The sequence below is a fragment of the Treponema denticola genome, assembly GCF_024181645.1.
GTDB classification, from domain to species: Bacteria; Spirochaetota; Spirochaetia; order Treponematales; family Treponemataceae; genus Treponema_B; species Treponema_B denticola_A.
The window spans coordinates 2081354-2105879 of record NZ_CP058624.1 but is presented as its reverse complement, the minus strand read 5'-3'; the positions used below and the strand labels follow the sequence as shown (position 1 = coordinate 2105879).

Annotated in this window: 22 protein-coding genes; 12 read left to right on the top strand and 10 right to left on the bottom strand. The window is 37.8% G+C overall.

What is annotated here, in order from left to right:
- Nucleotide 1 precedes the first annotated feature (1 nt).
- Both HO345_RS09785 and HO345_RS09780 read left to right on the top strand, forming a co-directional pair.
- Nucleotides 2-793, top strand: a complete 792-nt coding sequence (locus HO345_RS09785) for a restriction endonuclease subunit S (protein WP_253682751.1) — start codon at nt 2-4, stop codon at nt 791-793.
- Nucleotides 794-966: 173 nt separating this feature from the next.
- Nucleotides 967-1746, top strand: coding sequence for a tetratricopeptide repeat protein (locus tag HO345_RS09780; protein WP_253682750.1), 780 nt, complete (start codon nt 967-969; stop codon nt 1744-1746).
- Between the two features lie 157 nt (nt 1747-1903).
- Here HO345_RS09780 and HO345_RS09775 read toward each other — a convergent pair whose 3' ends face one another.
- Nucleotides 1904-2713 (bottom strand): tyrosine-type recombinase/integrase, encoded by an 810-nt coding sequence (locus HO345_RS09775; RefSeq protein ID WP_044978669.1) that lies wholly within the window; start codon nt 2711-2713, stop codon nt 1904-1906.
- A gap of 59 nt (nt 2714-2772) precedes the next feature.
- On the opposite strand from HO345_RS09775, the gene HO345_RS09770 reads away from it, so the two are divergent.
- Complete coding sequence (locus HO345_RS09770) at nt 2773-3300, top strand: restriction endonuclease subunit S (RefSeq protein ID WP_253682749.1); 528 nt, start codon at nt 2773-2775, stop codon at nt 3298-3300.
- Here HO345_RS09770 and HO345_RS09765 read toward each other — a convergent pair.
- From HO345_RS09765 to HO345_RS09750, 4 genes are all read right to left on the bottom strand, one after another.
- Nucleotides 3271-4644, bottom strand: a complete 1374-nt coding sequence (locus tag HO345_RS09765) for a restriction endonuclease subunit S (RefSeq protein WP_253682748.1) — start codon at nt 4642-4644, stop codon at nt 3271-3273. The genes HO345_RS09770 and HO345_RS09765 overlap by 30 nt on opposite strands.
- Nucleotides 4645-4811: 167 nt before the next feature.
- Nucleotides 4812-6542, bottom strand: a complete 1731-nt coding sequence (locus HO345_RS09760; protein ID WP_253682747.1) for a M3 family oligoendopeptidase — start codon at nt 6540-6542, stop codon at nt 4812-4814.
- 51 nt (nt 6543-6593) lie between these two features.
- Nucleotides 6594-7598 (bottom strand): tRNA dihydrouridine synthase DusB, encoded by a 1005-nt coding sequence (dusB, locus tag HO345_RS09755; protein ID WP_253682746.1) that lies wholly within the window; start codon nt 7596-7598, stop codon nt 6594-6596.
- A gap of 3 nt (nt 7599-7601) precedes the next feature.
- Complete coding sequence (locus tag HO345_RS09750; protein ID WP_002667034.1) at nt 7602-8375, bottom strand: TatD family hydrolase; 774 nt, start codon at nt 8373-8375, stop codon at nt 7602-7604.
- A 170-nt stretch (nt 8376-8545) separates the two neighbouring features.
- Between HO345_RS09750 and HO345_RS09745 the strand changes: the two genes are divergently transcribed.
- The 5 genes from HO345_RS09745 to HO345_RS09725 all read left to right on the top strand — a co-directional run bounded on the left by HO345_RS09745 (nt 8546) and on the right by HO345_RS09725 (nt 14062).
- A complete protein-coding gene (locus tag HO345_RS09745) occupies nt 8546-9247 on the top strand; it encodes a lysoplasmalogenase (protein ID WP_253682745.1) in 702 nt (233 codons plus the stop codon).
- Between the two features lie 312 nt (nt 9248-9559).
- Nucleotides 9560-10528 (top strand): GGDEF domain-containing protein, encoded by a 969-nt coding sequence (locus tag HO345_RS09740; RefSeq protein WP_253682744.1) that lies wholly within the window; start codon nt 9560-9562, stop codon nt 10526-10528.
- A complete protein-coding gene (locus tag HO345_RS09735) occupies nt 10521-11489 on the top strand; it encodes a GGDEF domain-containing protein (RefSeq protein ID WP_253682743.1) in 969 nt (322 codons plus the stop codon). Before HO345_RS09740 ends, HO345_RS09735 begins: the two co-directional genes overlap by 8 nt.
- Nucleotides 11490-11600: 111 nt before the next feature.
- Nucleotides 11601-12857, top strand: coding sequence for a ribose-phosphate pyrophosphokinase (locus tag HO345_RS09730; RefSeq protein ID WP_253682742.1), 1257 nt, complete (start codon nt 11601-11603; stop codon nt 12855-12857).
- Nucleotides 12854-14062, top strand: a complete 1209-nt coding sequence (locus tag HO345_RS09725; RefSeq protein WP_253682741.1) for an FGGY-family carbohydrate kinase — start codon at nt 12854-12856, stop codon at nt 14060-14062. Before HO345_RS09730 ends, HO345_RS09725 begins: the two co-directional genes overlap by 4 nt.
- Before the next feature lie 275 nt (nt 14063-14337).
- On the opposite strand, the gene HO345_RS09720 is transcribed toward HO345_RS09725, so the two are convergent.
- From HO345_RS09720 to HO345_RS09705, 4 genes are read right to left on the bottom strand one after another with little or no spacing between them, the layout of a single operon-like run.
- Entirely contained in the window at nt 14338-14940 is a 603-nt protein-coding gene (locus HO345_RS09720) for an MptD family putative ECF transporter S component (RefSeq protein ID WP_253682740.1), read from the bottom strand.
- A gap of 10 nt (nt 14941-14950) precedes the next feature.
- The gene (locus HO345_RS09715; protein WP_253682739.1) at nt 14951-15661 is read right to left on the bottom strand and encodes an energy-coupling factor transporter transmembrane component T family protein; all 711 of its coding nucleotides are present in this window, start codon (nt 15659-15661) and stop codon (nt 14951-14953) included.
- A 1-nt stretch (nt 15662) separates the two neighbouring features.
- Complete coding sequence (locus tag HO345_RS09710) at nt 15663-17138, bottom strand: ABC transporter ATP-binding protein (protein WP_253682738.1); 1476 nt, start codon at nt 17136-17138, stop codon at nt 15663-15665.
- A complete protein-coding gene (locus tag HO345_RS09705; protein ID WP_253682737.1) occupies nt 17126-18850 on the bottom strand; it encodes an ABC transporter ATP-binding protein in 1725 nt (574 codons plus the stop codon). Before HO345_RS09705 ends, HO345_RS09710 begins: the two co-directional genes overlap by 13 nt.
- 799 nt (nt 18851-19649) lie before the next feature.
- Here HO345_RS09705 and HO345_RS09700 point away from each other — a divergent pair.
- From HO345_RS09700 to HO345_RS09685, 4 genes are read left to right on the top strand one after another with little or no spacing between them, the layout of a single operon-like run.
- Nucleotides 19650-20066 (top strand): very short patch repair endonuclease, encoded by a 417-nt coding sequence (locus HO345_RS09700; protein ID WP_044978040.1) that lies wholly within the window; start codon nt 19650-19652, stop codon nt 20064-20066.
- Nucleotides 20067-21197 (top strand): DNA cytosine methyltransferase, encoded by a 1131-nt coding sequence (locus HO345_RS09695; protein WP_253682735.1) that lies wholly within the window; start codon nt 20067-20069, stop codon nt 21195-21197.
- Complete coding sequence (locus tag HO345_RS09690; RefSeq protein WP_253682733.1) at nt 21182-22228, top strand: restriction endonuclease PLD domain-containing protein; 1047 nt, start codon at nt 21182-21184, stop codon at nt 22226-22228. The genes HO345_RS09695 and HO345_RS09690 overlap by 16 nt, the downstream gene beginning before the upstream one ends.
- Nucleotides 22228-24108, top strand: coding sequence for a Z1 domain-containing protein (locus HO345_RS09685; RefSeq protein ID WP_253682731.1), 1881 nt, complete (start codon nt 22228-22230; stop codon nt 24106-24108). Before HO345_RS09690 ends, HO345_RS09685 begins: the two co-directional genes overlap by 1 nt.
- 86 nt (nt 24109-24194) lie before the next feature.
- Here the strand turns inward: HO345_RS09685 and HO345_RS09680 are convergent, their stop codons facing one another.
- Nucleotides 24195-24368 carry a hypothetical protein gene (locus HO345_RS09680; protein ID WP_253682729.1) on the bottom strand — a complete coding sequence of 58 codons (174 nt, stop codon included), beginning with the start codon at nt 24366-24368 and terminating at the stop codon, nt 24195-24197.
- Nucleotides 24369-24526 lie beyond the last annotated feature (158 nt).

The following is a 24526-nucleotide window of genomic DNA, read 5'->3' as shown; positions in this document are numbered from 1 at the left end:
CGTGAACACAAATGCATTACGTCAAAAAATATTAGACCTCGCAATTCACGGAAAGCTGGTAAAGCAAGATCCGGCCGATGAGAGTGCAGCCATACTCCTTGAAAAAATCCGTGCAGAAAAAGAGAAAAAAATCGCTTCCGGTGAACTGAAACGCGGTAAAAATGATTCGTATATTTTTTTCGGTGATGATAACAGACACTATGAGAAGTTCGCAGACGGCCGGATAAAGGATATCGAAGACGAAATCCCGTTTGCCGTGCCGGAGGGCTGGGCGTGGTGTAGACTGCCCGAAGTATGCAGAAAACCAATTACTGATGGTACGCATAATTCACCATCGAATAGCGCTTCAGGGGACTTTCTTTATATCACAGCAAAGAATATAAAAAATCTAGACATTTGTTTAGATGATGCAACGTATATTTCTAAAGAAATACATGAGTCTATTTATAGTAGATGTTCACCTGAGTTGAATGATATCTTATTAACTAAAGACGGAACTATTGGAGAAGTTGCTGTTAATAAGTTAAATTACCCTTTTAGTATGTTATCGAGTGTTGCTCTTATCAAACCTTCAAATGAAATTTTTTCTTGGTTTCTAGCATATATTTTAATATCTGATTTATTACAAAACAAAATGAAAAAGGATGCAAAAGGTTCTGCGTTAAAACGTATTATTCTTGCTCAAATAAATGATTTTCTCATTCCTCTCCCCCCGCTTGCTGAGCAACAAAGAATTGTTACCAAAATTGAAGAGCTATTTGCTCAGTTTGATTTTATCACGACTGCGCTTTGACACATACACATAATACGGTTATAATACCAATACGATAAAGAGTGTTGCGGATAAAGAAACAGAACTTGTTTATAAGGATAATAGACAATACAAAATAAAAACTTGCACCGCAGTTTGAAGAAATAAAGACTTATTCTTATGCATAAGAATAGAATATATAGGAGGATAAGCAAATGACTGATATCTTAGATTTCCCTGACTTTCCATTTGAATTTGAACAAAATAATGAGCAAAAAGCTCAAGATATCGTTTATGATGCATGGGACTGTGATTCATCCGCACAAAGAAAACGATTAGCAGAAAAAGCACTTGAACTTGATCCAAACTGTGCAGATGCATATTGCATTCTGGCAGCAGAGTATACATCATATAAAAAGAAAAATGAGTATTACAAAAAAGGAATAGAAGTATTCAGAAAAAAATATGGGGAGAAGTTCTTTTCAGAAAATAGAGGAGATTTCTGGGAAATATTTGAAACAAGACCCTTTATGCGGCTTTCTGCAGGATACGGGCAATTATTATGGAATAATGAGAAAAAGGATGAAGCGATACAAATATATGAAGAGTTATTACAATTAAATCCGAATGATAATCAGGGCCTACGATACACTTTGATCAATTGGTTTATAGATCAAAATCAGTTGGACAAAGTAACGGAATTACTAAAAGAGTATCAAGAAGGAACTGCTTTTATGCTGTTTAGCGATCTATTACTTTCTATAAAAAAGCGAGAAAGCGACACAAAAATCTTAAAAAAATACATAAAAGCCAAAAATGCAAATCCGTATGTAGTGAAATATTTACTCAAGGAAAATGAATTGCCTGAATATTTACCGGACTATTATGGATTTGGCGATGAAAATGAAGCTGTAACATATTGTTTTGGTTCTATGGATGTATGGCTAAAAGATCAAGATACTATTAAAAAACTAAAAGAGATAAGCGATGAATAACATTCGCTTCAAGCTTACAACAGAGGCAAATTCAGTTGCAGTAAGGTGTTTGCTATAAGAATTATTACTTGGAATTGCCGATATGGTTTTTCAAAATATGGGCCGTTTAAAGTAAGAAGACTGTCCAAAAACTGAAGTTTCTGGACAGTTTCAATTTTTACCACGTTACAATGCTATCAACCAGCTCCCGTTGTTCGCTTGCGGTGCGGCGTAAGTAAATACGCGTTGTTTCGATACTTTCATGCCCCATTAAATCAGCAAGAAGAGAAATATCATTGAACTTTTCAAGAAAATTCTTTGCATAACGATGCCGGAATGAATGCGGATAGACAACTTTTTCATTTATTCCGTATTTTTTGGCATAATTCTTTAGCTGTTGCGCAATACCGCGAGTGGTGATATGCTTTTCAAAACGATTTAGGAACAGATAGCCGGATTCACGCCTGATTGATTCCAGCCATTGTAAGGCTTCTTCTTTCAAAATTTTTGGAATATAGAGCCGCCTGAGCTTTCCGCCCTTTGAATATAGATCAAAATATCCCAACTTAACATGCTCAACTTTTATCTGAATAAGCTCGCTGACTCGCGCCCCTGTAGCTGCGAGGAACCACACGACAAAATACCATTCTCGATTTCCGTCTCTTTTAAGGCTTGATTTCAAAAATTGATAGTCGGCGTTACTGATAACATTTTCAAGGAAGTTCTTCTGCTGAACTTTTACAAATTTTAACTGCAGCTGATCTTTATGTATAAACTGTAAATACTTGTTAATTCCCTGAATCCTTAAATTCACCGTTTTCGGTTTAAAGAACTCAATCAGATAGCCTTTGTATGCAAGCAGATTTTCCTTACTGACAGAATCATAATGTTCTGTGTAGTATTTAACTGTCCATAAATACGATGTAAGAGTATTCTGAGAAAGATTGCTTTTCTTCAAATACTCTTCAAAACTTGTGCCGTTTTCCATAACGACCTCCCAATAAACAAGATTAGCGATCTCTCGCTTACTTAAAGTATACTTGTAATGTGCTTTCTTGTTATTATGAGAAGTTTGGTGATGGAATCGAAAAAGTTGTAGAAATGTTATCTGCTATTCCTGAATCGTGGACATGGTGCCATTTTGGCGATGTTGCTGATGTAATAAACGGAAAAAATCAATCACAGGTAGAAGATGACACTGGTGAATATCCAATTTATGGAAGCGGCGGTATTATGGGATACGCTAATGACTATATTTGCCCGGAAAATTGCACAATAATCGGACGCAAAGGTTCAATAAACAATCCTATATTTGTAGAAGAAAAGCTCTGGAATGTCGACACTGCTTTTGGTCTTGCACCATCATCAATTGTTCTGCCTCGATATCTATTTTATTTCTGTAAATCATTTGACTTTACATCATTGGACAGCAGTACAACATTACCAAGTTTAACCAAAACACATATTCAGCGGATTTTATTTCCATTGCCGCCATTAGCTGCACAACAACGGATTTTAGATAAAGTCGATGACCTTTTTATTCAATTAGACAAGATTACTTTGAGTATCGTCTAAAGCATTAAATATTTCTTCAATTTTAGCAACGATTCTTTTTTGCTCTGAAATGGGAGGAATAGGGATGAATATTTTTTTTGCATCATCTCTTCCTAAGCGAGGCATCTTTACGCCGTAGACCAGCATATTTACCGTTGACAAAAAAAAGAATGACATCAGAAGTCTCTGTGCAAATTCATTTAATAGAACCCCGTTGAAGTTTAATGGCAGAATTTCAGAAGTACAAAAGCCGTCTTTTGGCGCAATTACAACTTTATTTAGATATGGTCGTAATTTACTGTATAAAAGGTCTCCTTTACGGAATATATGTTTTGTACTTTCTGATCTTCGTTCTGCAAAACTATGAAAAGTGATTATTTTTCCAGAATCTTTTTCAATATCTTCCAAATCGAGAATCCAATCATCTGGTTTCAGTTCAGAGACTTCAATATTTTCGCATTTACCATAATCACACACTTCCCCCAACCTGCACCATTGCCAGTTTGCCGGTAATTCAAAAGGAATTTCATTATCAATACAAAGATCTTTTTTTTCAAAGAACTTCTCATAATAACAATTATCAGTAGAATTTTTATAAATATATGACTCATTCTTACCGCGTTTTATCTCGCCGGCTGCGATTTTAACTTCTTTCTCAGCGCGGAGTTTTTCCAGCATAACCGATGCAGGCTCATCGACAGGGTCTTGCGGGACAAGTTTCCCGCGGATTGCAAGATCGAGGATTTTTGACTTTGCCTGTTTGACGGCTGTTTGTAGATCGGCTTTGTTTTGTTCCAATAGATCTATCTGTGCAAGGATTGCTTCGATTGCTGTAACGATGCGTTTTTGCTCGGCGAGAGGGGGGAGGGGGATAAAACAGCTAGATATAATTTCTAACGTTAAATTTGGAATAGAAGTTACTTTTGTTTGTTTTAAAAGTAACTCTTTAATTGTTGAAGATTCAATTATAATCCTTAAAAATTGGAGATTAAGAATATCAAAATGTTCTAATCTAACAAATGCTACGGCTTGGTTTGTATTAAGCGGCAAATCTTGTTTTCTAACAATTGCAGTTTTTCCTAATGTTCCAGCTATTGAAACAATAAAATCATTTTCTTGTAAAATTGAACGCTTCAAATATCCAAAATGTTCTTCTTCCGTTATATGAGAAATGTTCTTTAAATCAATTGTTCCATAATCATTAATATTTTCTATCCGAAGATAATTAACTCCAATTACCGTATATGCATTCTTTCCTCCTCTGGGAGTAGTTCCTTTTGAAATTAATTTTGAGAGTTCCCCCAGTCTACACCACGCCCATCCCTCCGGCACGGCAAACGGGATTTCGTCTTCGATATCCTTCACCCTGCCGTCTGCGAACTTCTCATAGTGTCTGTTATGTCATATTCTTTTCGGTACAGGGCTCGTCTTACAAAACCACTAATTTATCGATAGGAACGGTTTTGGATGCTTCGCCGCATTTAATGTCTTATCATCAAATGCGGCGAAAGGCTGGGGCTTCATTTGTACTGCTACAGTTTTGAATCGTCTATAGAATTAAGCCATTTTTCACATTCGGGGGTAACCGAAGCGATGCAGACTTCTTCAAAGGGATTTTTTAGGTTTGCAAGTTTTAAAAGCTCCAAGAAGGGAAGGCTTCCGCCGGCCTTGCAAAGGCGTAAATAATCTTCCCAAGCCGTTTTGCGGTCGGCATTGGCTTTTACCCAGAACTGTAGGGCACAAACTTGGGCCAAGGTATAGTCTATGTAATAGAAGGGAGAAGCAAAAATGTGCCCCTGCTTTACCCAAAAGCCGCCTCGGTTAAGGTAGGCATTATCGGCATAATCAATTGAAGGATTATACTTTAATTCGATTTTATGCCATTCGGCCTTTCTTTCGGCAGGACTTGCTTCGGGGTTTTCATAGACCCAGTGCTGGAACTCATCGACTGTCGCTCCATAGGGGAGGAATTCGAAAGCTCCGGAAAGATGGGTAAACTTAAATTTTTCGGTTTGGTGTTTAAAGAAGAGCTCCATCCATGGCCATGTAAAAAACTCCATACTCATCGAGTGAATTTCGCAAGCTTCAAGCGTCGGCCATCCGTATTCGAGAAGGCGTGCATTTCTGCTCTGATAAGCTTGGAAGGCATGGCCCGCTTCGTGGGTCATAACCTCGACATCGTGCTGGGTTTTGTTAAAGTTTGCAAAGATAAAGGGAACCTTGTACAAGGGGAAGCCCGTACAATAGCCGCCGCCTGCCTTTCCTTTGGTTGAAAGTAAGTCCATGAGTCCGTAATCGGTCATCATCTTAAAGAATTCGCTTGTTTCGGGCGAAAGCTCATTGTACATCTTCTTTGCCTGTTCAACAATCCAATCAGGCTCGCCTTGTGGAACTGCATTTCCCGTAAGGTATTTAAGCCCCGTGTCGTAATAATAAACCTTATCGAGCTTTAACCTCTTGCTTTGGCGTTTTTTTAAACTTTGGGCAATGGGAACAACAAGCTCGTAAATCTGCTTGCGGTATTTTGCAACCATTTCGGCATTGTACTCGGTTCTGCCAAGGCGGTCATAGGCAAGCTGAACAAAGTTTTTGTAGCCCAGCTTTTTTGCTATCTTTGTACGAACCTTTACAAGCTCATCATAGATAGAATCGAATTCGGCTTCATTTTCTTCAAAGAAACCGTAGAAGGCCTTTGCTGCCGCCTTTCTTACCTCCCTGTCCATGTCCTGCATAAAGGGACTTAATTGGGAAAGGGTGCGCTTTTCGCCTTGGAATTCGATTTGGGCAGAAGCTATGAGTTTACTGTATTTGCTGGTCAGTTTGTTTTCGGCCATGAGGTCGTCCATAATTTCGGGGCTGAATACCTTTAAGGATAGATCGGTTAAATCAAAGACCTGATGACCGAATTCTTTTTCGAGTTCGGCTCTGAATTTGGACTTTACGATTTCTGCGCCGAATTCGTTTGAAAGCTTACTAAAAAGAGGACCTGCTTCATCATAAAAGTCGTTCTCTTTATCGTAGAATTCATCCCTTGTGTCTATGGTATGCCTGACCGAGGCCAAAGAAGACATTGTGCTGTACTCACGGTTGATAGCCTGCACTATATCGATAGCTTCAATCTGTTCTTTTACCGAAGCGGCTGCCTTAAATTTAGATAGGGCATCGGCAAAGCCCTTTTCAATAGCCTTCATATCCGGTCTTGTATAAGGCATTTCCTTAAACGGAACCAAAGGAAGTGTTTTTACTGTAGATGTGTTTGACATAAGTTCTCCAAATTTTTTTCTTACATAAAGAAGTATATAAAATAAAACCGCTTATGTCAATTGAAAATAATTTTGAATTATAGCTTTATACTCCGCTATTGTTGAGGCTTGTACCAATTCTTGGCGGAGGCGGGAGCCGTCGGGTATGCCCTTGGTGTAGGAGGCAAAGCGTTTACGCATTTCGCGGCAGCCTTTTTCTTCTCCCTTTTCATCGCATAAAAAGACGAGCTCTTTAAAGCCGGTACGGATTTTTTGTTCCGTGCTTATTTCGCCGTATGTTCCATTTATCAAAAGCTCCCTTGTTTGGGTAAAAATAAAGGGATTCCCCATAGCACCGCGGGCAAACATTATGCCGGCACAGCCTGTTTCTTCAAGCATTTTTTTGGCATCCTCAGGTGAAAACAAATCTCCCGATCCGAAAATAGGAATTTGATAAGGCTTTGCGAATTGAACCAGCTCAGCAAGGATGTTCCAATCGGCTTTGCCTGAATACACCTGCGAGCGGGTACGGGGATGGAGGGTAAGCATTTTAACCCCGGCATCTATGGCGGCTGAGGCTGCTTCCTTCCAGTTAAGTTTGTCGGCGGTAAAGCCTGAGCGTATTTTAAGGGTTACGGGTATCTTATAAGGGGCCATAGCATCGTTTACGGCCTTTACAATCCTGTACAAAAGAGGAATGTCCGTCATCAAGGCTGATCCGGCGCCGTTTTTGGTAATCTTTGCCATGGGGCAGCCCGAATTTATGTCGATACATTCGGGAGAATATTTTTCGGCGATTATGACGGCTGTTTTTGCCATATATTCTGGGTTTGAGCCGAAAATCTGTACGGCATAAGCTTTTTCGTTAGGTGCCCTTCCTATTAGGCTTTCGGTTTTATCGGAATCCCTCACGAGGGCTTCGGAGGATACCATTTCGGTGTATGTAAAATCCGCACCGCAGTCCACGCAGATGGAGCGGAATGCCTTGTCGGAGTAGCCTGCAACAGGGGCTAAAAAGATGTTCCCCGATAAAAGAAGCCCGCCTATTGAGACGGGCTTGTAAAGCGATTCTTCCATGTTTTATTCGGGCAGCCGGAAGAGCTTACAGCTGTTTTTCCAAAGTTGATCGGCAAGTTCTTCAATATCCATCGAAAGCATCTCAGCCATAAACTTTACGGTTTCGATTGTGTTGGCCGGCATATTCCTTTGGCCTCGGTATACCGAAGGCGGCATAAAGGGGCTTTCGGATTCGACAACAATGCGGTCAAGAGGAAGGGCCAAGACAGTATCATGCAAATTTCTTGCATTGCGGTAAGTCAAATTTCCCGCAAAAGAGAAGTATAAAGGAAGGTTTAAAGCTTCTTTTGCATAAATATCGTCTTCGGAGTAGCAGTGTAAAACGCCTCCTTCTTTGGGAATCCTTTCCTTTAAGATATCAAGAAGATCCTTTCCTGCCTCTCTATTGTGAATAATTACCGGAAAACCGGCCTTTGAGGCAATGTCGAGTTGAGCGATAAAAAGCTCAATCTGAGAGCGTTTATCTCCGTATTTTTTGCAGTAATCAAGGCCTATTTCACCTACAGCCACTACATTGGGTAATTTTAAGCTTTCTTCTATTGTTTTTTGCCAGTCTTTTCCGGGAGATGTAACTTCGGACGGAGATACGCCTACGGCATGGTATACCGCCGGCGAAAACCTAAGAGTTTCATACACCTTGGAAAAGTCGTGGAGACTGTTACATATACTTACTATTCTCGTTACGGAGCCTTGGCGGGCTTCCTGTACAACGCGTAATTGCTCAATCGGATCGGAATATATCAAGCCGACATGAGCATGAGTATCAAAAATCTGCATATTATTCTTCCATGTAAACTAAATTCTTACCCATTAATTAAGGGTAACATTACTGTCTTGTACAGAATAGCATAGAAATGCTTAATCGTCAACTTAAATTTTAAAAATATCTTGCTTTTTTGATGATTTCGGTATATGATTATTATATAGGTATATTTTTGGAGGTATATATGTATAATGAATGTTTAGATCCTTTGTGTATCGCAGCTCTTGCCTTGTTTTTAGTTATTTCGATTATTCATTTAATCAAGTGCTTTCAACAAAGACAAAAATGGGCGGATATGACAAAATTTATGCTGATGCCGGTTCTTCTTTTATTCTTTTTGGCCTTCAGCTTTGTAAGTATTAAAACATTTTCGGTATTAAATGTTTTAATAATAATTGCTTTGATTTTCAGCTTTTTGGGAGATGCTGCTCTTCTCTTTGATTGGGAAAAACAGAACTTTGCTCTTGGAATCTTATTTTTTGCAATTACGCAAATATCTTATATAGTTTTTGCAATACTCAGTGCTAATGTTGAATATATCCCCCTTATCCCCGGAATTGTAACAGCGGCGATTTTTTTAATTTCAATTGTTTATGCCGTACTGAGAACAAAAAAATACTTAAAAGGGTTTAAACCTGTTGTAATAGTTTACGCCCTTATAATATCATCGATGAGCTGGCTTTTTATAGTTTTTGCCTTTGCAAACCAATCTTTAGGGTTTATATTGGCTGCTATAGGAAGTGTTTTCTTTCTCATATCGGATACCATGGTTGCAACCAAATACTTTTTGGGCGGCAAGGCCGGAATGCGATTTCTTATTATGAAAACCTATATTCTTGCCCAACTTTTAATCGTATTAGGAGCTATAGGAATTATAGGAGCTTAAGAGTTTAAAACTCTCAGCATGAGAAGCGGCAGCGGGTATTTATCCGTTGCCGCTTATTTTTTGCAGTTACAACAGTAGGACCTTTATTGAGCGAATTGGTATTGCTATTTGTAAGAATATGTGGCATAATTCTATTTTAGAAAAATGCGGAAAGACGCAAAAATCTAAAATGAGGTAAGATGCTTATGAAAATAGCCTTGATGTTTGAAAGAGTTGCTTTATGAATAAGTTTTTTTGATTTCTTCCCCTGTTTTTTTTACTATGCACTTTTCTTTTGCTGAAAATATGCTATAATGCTCTTAGGTGGTGTGCATGATTACTGATAAACAGAAGATAGAGGCTTTAAGCAAAACTCCTCTTTTTGCAGGATGGGATGAGGTTTACTTAAAAGACATAGCCGATAAGGCAGGGATAGACAGCTATCAAAAAGGCGATATTATCTTTCAGCAGGACACAAAAGGTGACCGCTTTTACATTCTTGTAGAAGGAAATGTTATAATTTTATCTCCTGAAGATAATTCCGTTCTAGCCGAATTTGTAAGCGGTGAAATGTTCGGTGAAACGGCTATGCTTACCCAAGATGAGCAAAAGGCCATAGCTTCTGCCAATGAAGACACTATCATCCTCTCTTTTCCTAAAGACGGCACACCTATGGAAGATGTTTTTAAGGATAATCCCGTAACTTACGCTCAACTGCTAAAATCTTTCTTGGTAATGGTTTCGAGGAGAACTCGAAAGGCCAACTCTTTAATAAAAGAAAATTCCCCCATTATGCAGGAACTGCAAAAGCAGGTTTATGGCGATAAGCTTACAGGACTTTTAAACAAGGCCTATCTTGAAGAAAATATTGCGGATTTTATGAAAAGCTCTTTTTCTCTTATTATGATGAAGCCCGATAATTTTAAGGCTATAAACGACACATACGGCCACGAAAAGGGCGATGCCTGTCTTACCTTTATAGGTAATCACCTGAGCCATTTTTTAGATACGGATTCGGTTTTAATCCGTTATCAGGGAAACGAATTTGCCGTTTTAACGCCTGAGTTAGAGCGGGATGGGGCCGCAAGTTTAGCCGAAAAGATAAAGGCAGAGCTTGAAAACTTAGATATTTCTCCGGTCTTAAACAGTCCTTTTAAGTTGAGCATGAGTTTAGGCATTTTATTATATCCGGATACAAAGATTGAAAAGACGGAATTTATCAAACAATGTGCCGAAATGCCTCTTATCGGACGAGCCCGCGGCGGTTCGCAGATTCTCTTTGAGGAGGATATAAATGAATAGCTCAAAACAAAAATGGCTTGAAATTTTACAGAAGGCACGGCTTTTTGCTCATCTTTCGATAAAAGAAATAGAAGTCTTGGCTGAAGCTATGTTTTATTCCGAATTTGAAGCGGGTCAAGCCTTAGTCTATGAAGGTGAATCGGGCAATGAGCTTTTTATCATCGTAGAAGGTACTATTTCCGTTTCGGTAAAATCCGAAGGGAAAGAAATTGAACTTGTCCGTCTTGGAGCGGGAGATTTTTTCGGTGAGATGGCTATGCTGGAACAAGAGCACCGCTCGGCAACCTGCAAGGCTGTAGAATCCACCTCCTGCCTTGTTTTAAAATCTCAAGATTTTTCTTCCCTTATCATAGACCAGCCGAAAATCGCTTCAACTGTTTTGTACAATATGCTTAAAATTACCGGCGGACGTTTAAGTAAGACGGACGGTCTTTTATCGCAGATAATCCGATGGGGTGATGATGCAAAAAAAAGAGCCATTACAGATGAGTTTACAGGGCTATACAATAGAAGATATTTAGATGAATCATTTGAAAGTCTCCTTAAACGCTGTGTCCGCCAGCATATCGGGGTAAGTTTTGCTATGGTGGATATTGATCACTTTGGTCAGCTTAACAGAGACTACGGAGCCGTCTTTTGCGACAAGGTTCTATTAGCCATTGTCGAAGTTTTTAAGAGCAATTTTGATACTGACGATATTTTAATCCGGTACGGCGGCGATGAGTTTTCTTTTATTATCAGAGGAATATTGGAAAGAGCCGAATATCAGTGCAAAAGAGTATGTACCGAAGTTAATGCTTTAACATTTCAAGAGCATCCCGAATTACGAGTTTCATGTTCTATAGGTCTTGCCGTATATGACGAAAAGATGACTACGCCTGAACTATTAAAATTTTCAGATACAGCCCTTTATTCCGCTAAAGAGGGCGGCAGAAACAGGGTCTCTGTTTATCAAAAATAGATATGGCTGAAGATTATTGTTAAAATAGCTGCATCTTCCCCTATTGTAATTTTCTTCAACAAGTGATAAAGTAAATCAAGTAACATTTTTTATATTCTTTTTGGAGGCAAAATGAATTATCTTGAATCGAATAACCTCGCAATTATTGCTTGTCCTGGAGGCGAAGAGTTTGCAAATTTAACGATTAAGAATTTGAAGCATATCTATGCCCGTAAGTTATACCAGCAAAGCGAAAAGTTAGCAAAAAGGTACAATACCTCCGCTGAGGATATGATTCAAAAATTTAACTTTTACAGCGATTTGTTTGCAGGCAGAATGTCAGTAAACAAGGACACAAATAAAATCCACGTACCCAAATTCAAGGTAGATGCCCGTTTTACATATTTTATGAATGGGGAATTTAAAACCGAGCTCCTCGAAACGGTCCGCGGAAAAGATGTCTATATTTTTCAGGATGTTGAAAACAAGCAGGAAATTACCATCAATGAGGGAAAAAACAAGGAGGTCTTTTCCGTAAATGATCATCTTATGTCCCTCATCGTAACCATAGATGCTGTCCGTCATGCAGGAGCAGGGAGAATATCCTTAGTTCTTCCGGTTTATCCTTACAGCCGCCAGCACAAAAAGAAGGGAAGAGAGGGATTGACTGCCAGCTTGCTTGGGCATATTTACGAAGACCTCGATGTAGAGCAAATTATAACCCTCGATATTCACTCCCGCGAAATTGAAAATTCCTTCCATTCTGCACGCTTACAAAACCTTCATGCAAGTTATCAGATTATACGTGAGCTTACAAGAATACTCGATTTAAGTGCCGATTCGGAAGAACAATTTGTAGTTGTTTCTCCCGACTCCGGGGCAGTAGACCGAAATAAATTCTATTCGTCGGGTTTGCAAAAACCCCTCGCCATGATTTATAAAGAAAGAGATTATTCCGTTGTTACCCAAAATGCAAAGCAGTCGAATATCATAAGCATTAAACTTTTGGGTGATGTAGAAGGAAAAAATACCTTCCTCGCAGACGATATGCTGGGAACCGGCGGTACTCTTTTAAAGGCTATGGAATTTTTGAAGAGCAAGGGTGCAAAAAAGGTTATAGCTGCCGTAAGTCTTCCTTTCTTTACGGGCGATGCCATTCAGCAATTTGACGAGGCTTATTCCAAGGGGCTTTTTTACCGCATTATAGGTACGAATGCCGTTTATCACACCGAACTAAAGCAAAAAGAGTGGTATATTGAAACCGATGTATCGGGACTCTTTGCTCAAGTTATCACGCGCCTTCACGAAAACCTCTCCCTTTCGAGCCTCCTCGATAACAGGGATATTATCGAAAAATTGCTAAAAAACGCTGCAACGCCTAAAAAATGATTTTTTGTGCTGCCGTCTTTGACATAGGTACGTCTTCCCTAAAGGGTGCTCTTATAGCCGAAGACGGAAAGGTTTATACACAAGGCCGTTTATTTTTTCCTCAAAACCTTGAAGCCGAAACATGGCTTGTTTCCTTTGAAAATCTTTTTAAGCTGTTTTCCGACTTTGCAGAACAAAAAAGCATTAAGATTTGCGGTATCTGCATTTCGGGAAACGGCCCCAGCTTGGTTGCCGTATCCGAAGCTTCTGCAGAAAGAGATTTTTTGCTTTTATGGAACAAGGCTTCTTCCGAAACCTTGAATGAAAGCTCTAGCGAGAACACGAATGAAAACTCCATGAAAAAAAATCCTTTTTACGGTAAATCCATCTTTTTGCCCCGCTTGGATTTTTTCCGAAATTCTTACCCCGAAATATTTCAATCTGCAAAATATATTTTATCGGGCCCCGAGTATTTAATTTATAAACTCACAAAAACGAAGGTAACGGTTTTGCCCGAAAAACGCTATGTGCCCGCTTATTGGACTGATGAAGAACTAAAAGCCTTATCCATACCTAAAAACAAACTTGCCCCCTTTGTTCCTCTGGGAGAACACTGCGGTCTTTACCGGAACATTCCCGTTTTTGCAGGGCCTCCAGATTTTATAGCTGCCCTCATCGGCACAAACACATTGAAGCCGGGAACTGCCTGCGATAGGGCCGGCTCAAGCGAGGGAATAAATATCTGTCTTGAAGCTCCTCCTGAAAGCTCCAAGTTGAAGAGCTTACGCCTTCTTCCGTCTCCGATTCCGAACCTTTGGAACATATCCTATCTAATAGAAAATTCGGGGAATGTTTTTTATGAGTATATAAAAAAGCACGGAGGCAATTTTATGGACTTTGATGCTTTTGTGCATAATATAAATACTCAATCCTCCCATAAACAAAATGAAGCGGAAGGAAGGGCTATAATGGAAGCCCTTGCTTTTAAGGTAAAAGAGGGTATGGATTTACTTGAAAAGGCCGCAGGCTTCCGTCCCATATATACAATCTCCGGAGGGCAGGCTAATAATAAGCTTTGGCAGGACCTAAAAGCCGAAATCACCGGCAGAGAATTTAAGGTGCTGCAGATAGCCGATGCCGAGCTTTTGGGCAATGCCGCAATAACTTTTACCTCTCTTAAAACCTATAGCTCGATAAGCGAGGCAGCTTCTGTAATTGTTTGGTAATATCATGGCAACCGCATCACAAAAGTTGAAGAACAGAGAATAGAAACTCATCGTTAATCATACAAAGGCCTAGCTTTTGTTTCATTGAGGCTTTTTTCTTTGTTGGCCGTTGACGTACCGGCTCAGGAGCAAGTTTAATTAAATTCATAGTTATTTTTCTATCCCCAATGTGCTCTTCAATCGCTTTACCTGCCTTTTGCACATCTTTAAGAGAATTAACAAAATACCTTTTAAATCCATAAGTTCAATTTACAATTACCCATTGCTAATTCCCCCTATACCATCCCCGCTTTTTCAAAATGCTTTTTTAATATCCGTATAGAAATCCACGCTCCTGCGAAACTTGTTATAACCGTCAATGCAATCATTGAACCGTACATCTGCCATGAACCCACAACCTGCAAATACTGTTGTAAAGCTTCATCCGTTAAATGTAAAATCTCCTTTCTTTGCACAAAGTATTCTCCATGCGAAAGATACATGGGCAGGGTGAACAAGGCTGTCTGCAACGTGGAGCCCAGCACATAGGACAGAATAATTGTTTTTTTATCCTTGTACTTCATCGTTGACGCAAGAGTCTCCGCAATAAACCAGCCGATGATTGAAAGGCCGACGCCTATTCCGTTTGCCGCCATAAATCCCGGTAAAACGATAATTATCCCCATAATAAAAAAGACGCCCGTTTTTCTTACCTTTGATGCCGCCAGCATAAATGCTATCGATACAAAAAACAGCGTAATCGGGATATTGGCTATCGTTCCAAAAAGCGTTAATGCAGCGAGCGCTCCCGTAATAAAGAAAATTAATAGTGCAACCGCAGCGAAGATTCCGATAAAAATAAAATCCCGCGCATTCAATTTGTTTGTCTTTGTTTCCATGACATTCTCCTTAAAAAATATTACTAAACTGTAAGTACGATACCGCACCCACAGCAATAGCCGTACATAATCCGTATACAAAATCCGTTTTTGTAAATTTGAGCGGATAGATATTTGTTCTGTTTTTATAATTTTCAATTCCTCTCAGCAAAACCGATGTGGAAAGTTCCTCAGCTATGCGAAGACTTCTAAATAAAATCGGAACAATTATAAGTTCCAAAGAACGAATGGGATGCATTAAAAAGCGTAAGCCCGAAATAGAAATTCCCCTTATTTTTAAACTGTCTTTTAAACAGCCGTAATCTTCTTTTAAGGACGGGAGATACCTAAATACAACGATTAAGGGAATTGCTATTATGTTTGGAAATTTCATCGTCTGCATAGCCGATATAATAGAGGACATGGAAGTTTTCTTTTTCAAGAATATAATCATCATAACCGCAATAACGAATTTTTGAATAAAATAACTTAAAGATACAATCATGAGAGCAATTGTCGAATTCGGAATATAATGAATATAAAACATCGACACGGCAATGATACTATACATTCCGCTATATAAAACGGATTCACGGTAAGCGCGTACATCCCATAAATAGAAATTACAAATAATAAGTAAAACATGTGAGGGGATGGGCTTATTGACAGCAAGACCAAACGAGATAAAAATAAATACAATGCCGAGTACCGTTCTCGGATCCGCTTTTCTTTTTGTATTCACTTCACATTTCCTCTTTTTTACTTAAAAGCTCCCAGAGCATTTTCTTGGTATCATTATTTAAATTGAAATCAACGTGAACCATTCCGCTTTTTAAATAAATAATTCTGTTACAGACAGACAGTAAAAATTCATAATCATGCGATATTACAAATATAAGTCTACCTGCATTTGCCGCAGTGAGAATACTTTCAGAAACCAAATCCATAGAATGTTTATCCAAGCCGCTTGTCGGTTCATCCAAAAAAAGTATCTTACAGTTATTGCAAAAAGCTACTGTAATGGTAAGCCGTTGCTTTTGACCTCTTGAGAGGGCAAGCGGATGCCGTTCTTTTAAATCAAGAATTTCAAAGTCCGATAAAACGGTTTCTTTTTCCGTATCGCTCAAACCGCCGCCTTTTTTTCCTATATTCAATTCATCCTCTACGGTATTACCGAAAAGTTGATAGTCGGAGTCCTGCATGACAAAATATATACTCCCCGCCCTTTTCTTATAGCTCCGCTTTTCTCCTTTAATCAAAACGCTTCCACTTTTTTCTTTTAATAAGCCTGTACACAATTTAGCGAGAGTTGTTTTACCCGCTCCGTTTTCACCGATAATGCCGATAACTTCTTTTTCATAAGCTCTTATCGATATGTCTTTAAGCACATCCGTTTTTTCCTGTTTTGAATGTGAATATGAAATGTTTTTTATTTCAAACAACGGGGTGGTTTTATCGACAATACTTTTAGAATGAACCGTATCAAGATTTTCCAAATATATGGGTCGAATATTTTTATTGTTTTTTTGCAGCTCAAAAAATTCGTCTTTTGAGTATTCGCCCGTAATTCTTCCCTTATCCATAACGAGCATACGGCTGCATAAGGCCGAAAGATAAAATAATCGATGCTCCAAGACGATAATGGTTTTCCCTTCTTCTTTTAAGCTCCGTAATATGTTTTTCAAATCAAAGATGGAATGAATATCCAGATTAGCCGTAGGTTCATCGAACAAAAAAATGTCAGGCGACATCGCATAACATGACGCGATAGCCAGTTTTTGTTTTTCACCGCTTGAAAGTTTAAAGATACTCTTCTCTTTTAGATGATTTATTCCAAGCAGCTTCAAACTGTTGTCTACCCTTTTCAGTATTTCTTCCCTGTTCAAAAGCATATTGCTGCAACCGAATGCCGCTTCACTAAAAGGATCGGTCATAAAAAACTGACTTCGCGGGTCTTGGAATACACAGCCTACCATGCAGCCTATTTGTGAAAGATCCATAGTGCGTATATCTTTTCCGTTTAGACAAGCTTCGCCCGTTAAAACTCCGTCATAGAAATGCGAGATAAGGCCGTTGATAACAGAGCCGAGTGTGCTCTTCCCGCTTCCGCTTTTTCCGGTAATGACAACAAATTCTCCTTTTTTTATTTCGAGGTTTATATTGTCGAGAATGAGAAGACCTGTCCTTGTTTTATACGAAATATCTTTTAGCGAGAGCACATTCCGCTCCCGTATTGTGCTTTCCAAAGCCGCGCATAGTAAGCGTCCTTTTCCAAAAGTTCATCGTGTTTTCCTTTTTCGATAAGATTGCCTTTTTGAAACACAAGGATTTGATCTGCCTTTTGAATAGTCCTTAAATGATGAGCGATCACTATGACCGTTCTGTTTTTTGCAAGTTCTGTAATGGCATCCTGTATTAAAGACTCATTTACGGGATCGACATTACTGGTCATCTCATCGAGAATTAAAATCGGAGCGTCTTTTAAAAAGGCTCGTGCAATCGAAATACGCTGTCTTTGTCCGCCGGATAAGAGACCTCCGTTTTCGCCTATATCCGTTTCATAGCCTTTCGGCAAGCTCATAATAAAATCATGAATCCTTGCCTTTTTTGCGGCCTCGATAATTTCTTCTTTGGAAGCGCCCTTTTTCCCGACGCGGATATTTTCTTCAATGGTGTTATCAAATAACTGAACATTTTGCATAACAATGCTGATGCGATCCAAAAGCTCATCGTAGGGAATATCCCGAATATCGGTACCGCCGAGCGTAATACTTCCACTTTGCACATCGTAAAAGCGCAACAGCAAATTCGTAACCGTCGTCTTACCGCTTCCCGATTCACCTACAAGTGCGGTCATCGTTTTTTCCGGAACGGAAAAATTTACTCCATTCATTTTGAACTCATCTTCTTCATAAGAAAATGCTACATCTTTAAAAACAATATCGTTTTGTGCAGGAGTAACTCCGTCCGTTTTATCGGCTATTACATCAGCATGAAGAATTTTGCCCAAGCGGTGATAGCTGTCTACGGCAGACACATAATACATATAGTGTGTTTCCATCGCTGCAAAAGGTTTATAAAATTCTTTTGAAATGACTGCGATAATCATAAAACTGAGCACATCAATGCTTCCGCGTAATGCGGCAAGACCGGAATAAATAAAAAGAACAAAATACCCTGCATCGATTAAAAACGAAAAGACCGAAAGCTGTCTTGCCTTAAAACGGGACGCAGCCTTACTTGTTTCTCCGAATTTTTTTGTCTTTTCAAAAAGTTCATTATCCAGACTTTTATTATGCGAAAAACTTTTGAGCACCGGAATACCGCGTACATATTCGACAAATAAACTCACCATATCGGCAAGGGCGGAATTATTGTTATGCTCCGTTTTTTGTGCTCCCTTAATTGTGTAAAAAAGGTAAGCAAGCGAAAGCGGAATCGACGCGGCCATAACAAGGGCTGCTTTAAGGTTGATAAAGCAAAGACCTATAAATACCGCAAGAGCAATGAGAAAATCACCGAACATCCGTGGCCACATATGACCGACTACCATGGACATATTGTCCACATCTTTATGAAGAATTGTATTTAATTCCCCCAGCCGTTCATTCGTATAAAATCCCAAACTAAACAGCTTTAATTTTACAATCATCCGCTCCCGTATTTGCTGCACCACATCAAAGCCGGCTCCGTGCTTTTTTAAGTCGGCAATCATATTGCAAAGCCCTTTAAAAACGACCAAGCCTATCAGTGTTGCAAAAGCCCCGTAGAGTCCCTGCACATCAGTCCCGGCTGCAATCTTAAACAACATCGAAAACACCGTAAGCAACATCCCCACGGAGCTCAATCCGTACAAGGTAAAAAACAGAGAAGAAATACATACATCGATTTTTCCCCTCTTACTCAAAAATGCAAATAATTCTTTATACATACATTCTCCTTTGGGGAGGAGAGACAACCCGACAGAACAGGTTTGCCTTGAAGCTGCGCTGGCTGTACCTTTCCTCCCCAAACCCCTCCTATCTTTTCCGTCTGCCAAAGGCTTCGCCAGCCTTTGGAAACCGGCATCATCAGCAAAGTGGTGGAATTACATTTTTACAAGCCGGTTATCCTATGCTTGTAGTTTGCATAATGCATACGCCGCTCCTACTTGTTTATCCGCCATAGTTTCTCCTCAATTCGGCAGTGAGTAAATTATCAAATTTAGGAACTGTCGAATTCTCGCGCTTTCGTAATGCAATGAGAAAGCGCATATAATACAGCGATGTTTCGATGAAAAATATACATCCGTGTACATTTTTCATCTTCGAGTATTTTTGCTTACGCAAAAACTCGATAGAGCTTTAATCATCGCCATCCGTGGCAGAAGTACGAAACTCGACGTTGAAACACCGAGCACCATTTCTGTGAGGTGTTTCAACATTTCTCCAATTCCTAATTATGAGTCTCAATACCGAATAGATATTCAGTATTATCAGTATAACTGTAATGCAGAGTTTGTGCAAGGTATTAGATGAAAATATCAGTGTTTAATTGTAACTATTCAGCACCTGTGCCGAAAAACGGCTATTTTCAGCTTTTTTAATAAAATCAACCACTATATGTAGCGTATATAGAATATTTAACGCTATATATAGCGGTTCTGAATAGTTATGTTTAATTTTTACTGAAAAGTACTATTGGCCTGATGAAAAAAAAATCATTATATGTTATAATGCCGTATTGATATCATGGATCACTTAACAGCTGAAAAACGTTCATGGAATATGGGTAGAATACGGTCTGAAAATACTAAACCGGAAATACTTTTCCGTAGGGCAATACATAAAAAAGGCTACCGGTATAGACTTTATGCTAAAAACTTACCGGGAAAACCTGATATTGTACTTAAAAAATACAAAACGGTTATTTTTATAAACGGTTGTTTCTGGCATAAACACGAAAATTGTAAGCGGGGAAATAAACCCAAAAGCCGTAATGAATATTGGGATGAAAAATTAGAGAAAAATGTTTTGCGTGATAAAAAAAATTATGCAGAATTGAAAGAGCAAGGTTGGAATGTTCTAGTTATTTGGGAATGTGAAATAAAGGATATAAGTAAGGCGGTTTTAAAATTTGAAATATTTTTAGAAGAATTGGAGAATTGAATGGTTAAAAATGATAAAACTGTAAATGTAATCTCTCTTTTTTCGGGCTGCGGAGGTCTAGATTACGGTTTCCATAAAGAGGGATATAAAACAGTTTGGGCAAATGACATTAATAAATGGGCAGCAGCGACTTTTAGAAAAAACTTCGGCAATGTAATTACAGAAAAAAATATAGAAGAAATAGACCCTGCACATGATAAATCCATTCCAGAATGCGATTTAATTTTAGGAGGGTTCCCTTGCCAGGATTTTTCGATTATATGGAAGCAGCCGGGATTAGATGGTGATAGAGGAAATTTATATAAGAACTATTTACGTTTTATAGCTGCAAAAAAACCTAAGGCTTTTGTTGCAGAAAATGTCAAAGGACTGCTTACAGCAAATAGAGGAAAAGCAATTAAACAAATAGTAGAAGATTTTAGCAATATCTCACCTGGATATATGATTAAAATTCAATTATATAATTTTGCTGAATATGGAGTACCTCAGTTCCGTGAACGGGTAATCATTGTAGGGATACGGCTGGATCAGGAATTTAATTTTATTCATCCTGGGCCTACTCACGGTCCCCGCGGCCAAAAACCGTATATTACAGCAGGACAAGCACTGGAAGGTGTTGAAAATGTTGAATACAATAATGAGCACATGAATATTGCTGAAAAGACTAGAAAATTACTTAATCTTATACCAGAGGGCGGAAATTTCACGGATGTTCCGGAAGATAATCCTTTATATGTAAAAGGCATGATAAGTCATGTATACCGGAGGATAAATAGAAATGAGCCGGCAAAAACGATTATAGCAGCCGGAGGAGGCGGTACTTGGGGGTATCACTATCCTGAGCCGCGCCCTCTTACAAATAGAGAACGGGCAAGATTACAGTCGTTTGATGACAGCTTTATTTTTGAAGGTTCTGTTACCGAAGTAAGAAGACAAATTGGAAATGCTGTCCCGCCTCAAGGAGTCCGGCTGCTTGCAAAAACGCTATATCCATTATTTACAGAAAATTACATTAGGACTGATATAAAAGAAGTAGGTCAAATTTTAAAAAGCCTAACAATTAAGGAGCAGCTTGAATTTGATGAAAATTGCCGTAATAGAGGAAAAGATAAAAAATGCTCGAACTTTTAAATTCAAACTATCAGCCGGTAAAAACACCATGCAAAAAATTTGAAGATACATTTTATACATTATTAGAAAAATCCAGCAGATTAAAAGCTGCAAGCGGATATATTTCTGAAGATGCTATAGCTGACTTATTGGCATTATATAAATCAGGTCTTAAATTAGAGCTTACTCTAATTGTAGGAATGCATCTATTTGAAGGTTTTTCATACGGGCAATATGAGGCTTTGTGCAGCCTTGCCGATATCCTTCAAGAAAAACAATTGGGAAATATTTATTTAGCAGCAGCTGTAAAATATCATGGAAAAGTATACTTATTTAAAAACTCTAAAGGAAAAGAAACTTCTATTCTGGGATCAAGTAATTTAACAAAAATATGTACTGCAGAGCATACTTATGATACTGATATAGTTACTGATGATGAAAATATAAATTTTCAAATTAATAGTTTTCTTGATATGCTTCAAGAAAAAAATTGTCAACCGATAGATAAAATTGATAAAAATCGAATTAAAATAATTCCTCCGTCTGACTTGTTTGAGAACTATTCATCTGTGGAAAATGTATCGTCTGAGGAATTAGCAAATATACAAAGCCGAAAAATAAATATATCTTTTCAAATTGAAATAAAACCAGAAGAAAAAAGTCACTTAAACTGTTACTTTGGGAAAGGAAGAAAAAATTTCTCTAATGGTTCTATTTTGCCCCGCCCTTGGTATGAAGCAGAAATTATTGTTTCAAGTAAAATTACTAAACTTAGCGGGTATCCTAAAAAAGGGCAAAGTTTTTATGTAATAACTGATGACGGTTATAAATTTAAATGCAGCACTATGGGGGACTATTCAAAAAATTTTAGGAGTGCAGATGATTTGTGTATTTTAGGCAGATGGCTTAAAGGACGTATGGAAAATAGTAAAGCATTGAATATCGGAGAGAAAGTGACGGAAAATACACTAAAAAAATACGGAAGAAATAATATAACCCTAACAAAAACAACAATCCCTAATTTATGGTATCTTGATTTTGGAGTACACTAATGAAATTTCTTGAAAATTATATTAATTCAATAAAATATGAAGAAACAAAACAAACAATCCTTAATGTAACTGGTGAAATATTTGAAAAACATTTAGCAGATTATAATTATCAAAGCAATGTCAACGGTTTATTATTAGGAGAAGTACAAAGCGGTAAAACAGGACAAATGTTTGGAGTTGTTGCAGCTGCTGCCGATAGAGATTTTGAAATTTTTATTGTGCTTACTACTGATAATAAAAGACTTCAAGAACAAACTTTTAAACGGGCCTTGGATGTATTTTCTGAATTTTGTATATGCGGTGAAAATGATGAACTACGTTTTAAAATGAATAAAATGCGTAAACCAGTTATTATTGTACTCAAAAAAAATACTTCGATTTTAAAAAAGTGGCGTAATATTATAATAAACAGTAAATTCCTTGATGGGCGCTCTTTATTCATCATTGATGATGAAGCAGATGCAGCAAGTTTAAATACAAAAATAAATAAAAATGAAGTCAGTACAATTAATAGAAATATTGCTGATATTAGAAATACAGCTGTATCATGCATTTATTTACAAGTTACAGCAACTCCGCAAGCAGTACTTCTTCAAACAGAAGGCTCAGAATTTAAGCCCGAATTTATAATTTATTTCCCTCCCGGAAAAGCATATTTAGGAGGAGATTTTTTCTTTTCAAAACCCGAATCATATTGTATCAGATATGTAAATGATGAAGAAATAAAAGATATAAAAAAAGTTGATACTGAAATATCAGAAGGCCTGGCATCTGCTGTATTAAATTTTCTTATAGTATGTGCTCATATTAAATTATCAGAAACCGGAGAAGTTTGTAATTTTTTAATTCATCCCAGTGTACGGGTACATGAACATAAAATTATAGCTGAAAAAATAGGCGAGTTTTTAAATGATTTGCTTCAAAATACTGATGATACCGAGCTTAAAAATAATTTTGAATATGAATGGAAAAATTTATATACAACGAAACCGGAAATAAAAAAATTCCCTGAAATATACGCCTGCATAAAAGATTTATTATTTAATACAGAAATAGATATTATAACGCTAAATTCAAAATCAGATGCAGAAAGAACATTTGATACAGGTTTTAATATCGTTGTAGGAGGAAATACTCTTGGAAGGGGTGTTACTTTTCCCAATTTACAAACAGTATATTATTCAAGAACGGCAAAAGTACCGCAAGCTGATACTTTTTGGCAGCATTGCCGTATGTTCGGTTATGACAGAGACCGAGCTTTAATACGCTTATTTATGCCTCCGTTTATTCATAAATTATTTCAAGAGCTGAATAACTCTCAAGCAGTGTTAATAAAACATCTTACAGAACATGGTTTAGAGAATAATCAGCTTATGTATATTGACGGAATACATCCTACGCGTAAGAATGTCATAAAGTCATCATGTCTATGTTTAATAACAGGCGGAGTAAATTATTTTTCTGCATTTCCTATTAATCCCGATTTGGAAAAATTAGATAATCTTCTATCTGCTTATACTGAGAAATCGGTTATAGATGTTCCGCTTCATTTTATTGAACAACTCTTAAGTAATATATCAAGTGAAGATAACAATGACTGGAATTCAATAAATTTTATTAATGCAATCCGTATGATTTCAAAATCAGAAAATAATAACGGACGAGGTAAGTTATTAGTAAGACGGGATCGCAATATTTCTAAAGGTACAGGTACTATGCTTTCTCCAGATGATAGGAACACTGTTTCAGATTACAGCAATGATGTATTTTTGGTTATGTATAGACTTACAGGAGAAGCTAGGCAAGGTTGGTCTGGAAAACCATTTTGGATGCCGAATATAAGGCTGCCTGACGGTTTTGTGTTTTATAAAATGGAGTAGAATTATATTACCATGTAACAAAGATGCCGGTACATCCGTCAAAGCTGAACCGGTATCTTTGTTATAACTGCTGTATAGTGACAGTTTTAGAATCTTTGTTCCGTATTATTGCTTTTGCTGTTGTTATCTCCAAAGAAATAATATAAAAGACAGCTAGTAAGTAAAAAACCTGCACTAATACATATACCTGTTTTTCCAAGTTTGTGCAGTTCTGCATTAGATTTACTTGCTAAAATGACCGGATTAAAAACTTCATTCATAATTTTCTCCTTTATGTCCCGCTGAATGGCAGCCTATAAAAATATGGGACATTATATTTTCATAGACTATTGACATTTCCATTTATAGAAGTTACAATGTAAATATATACCGAAAATGAAATTATGTCAATACCTAATTTGAATATTTTATCAAATCA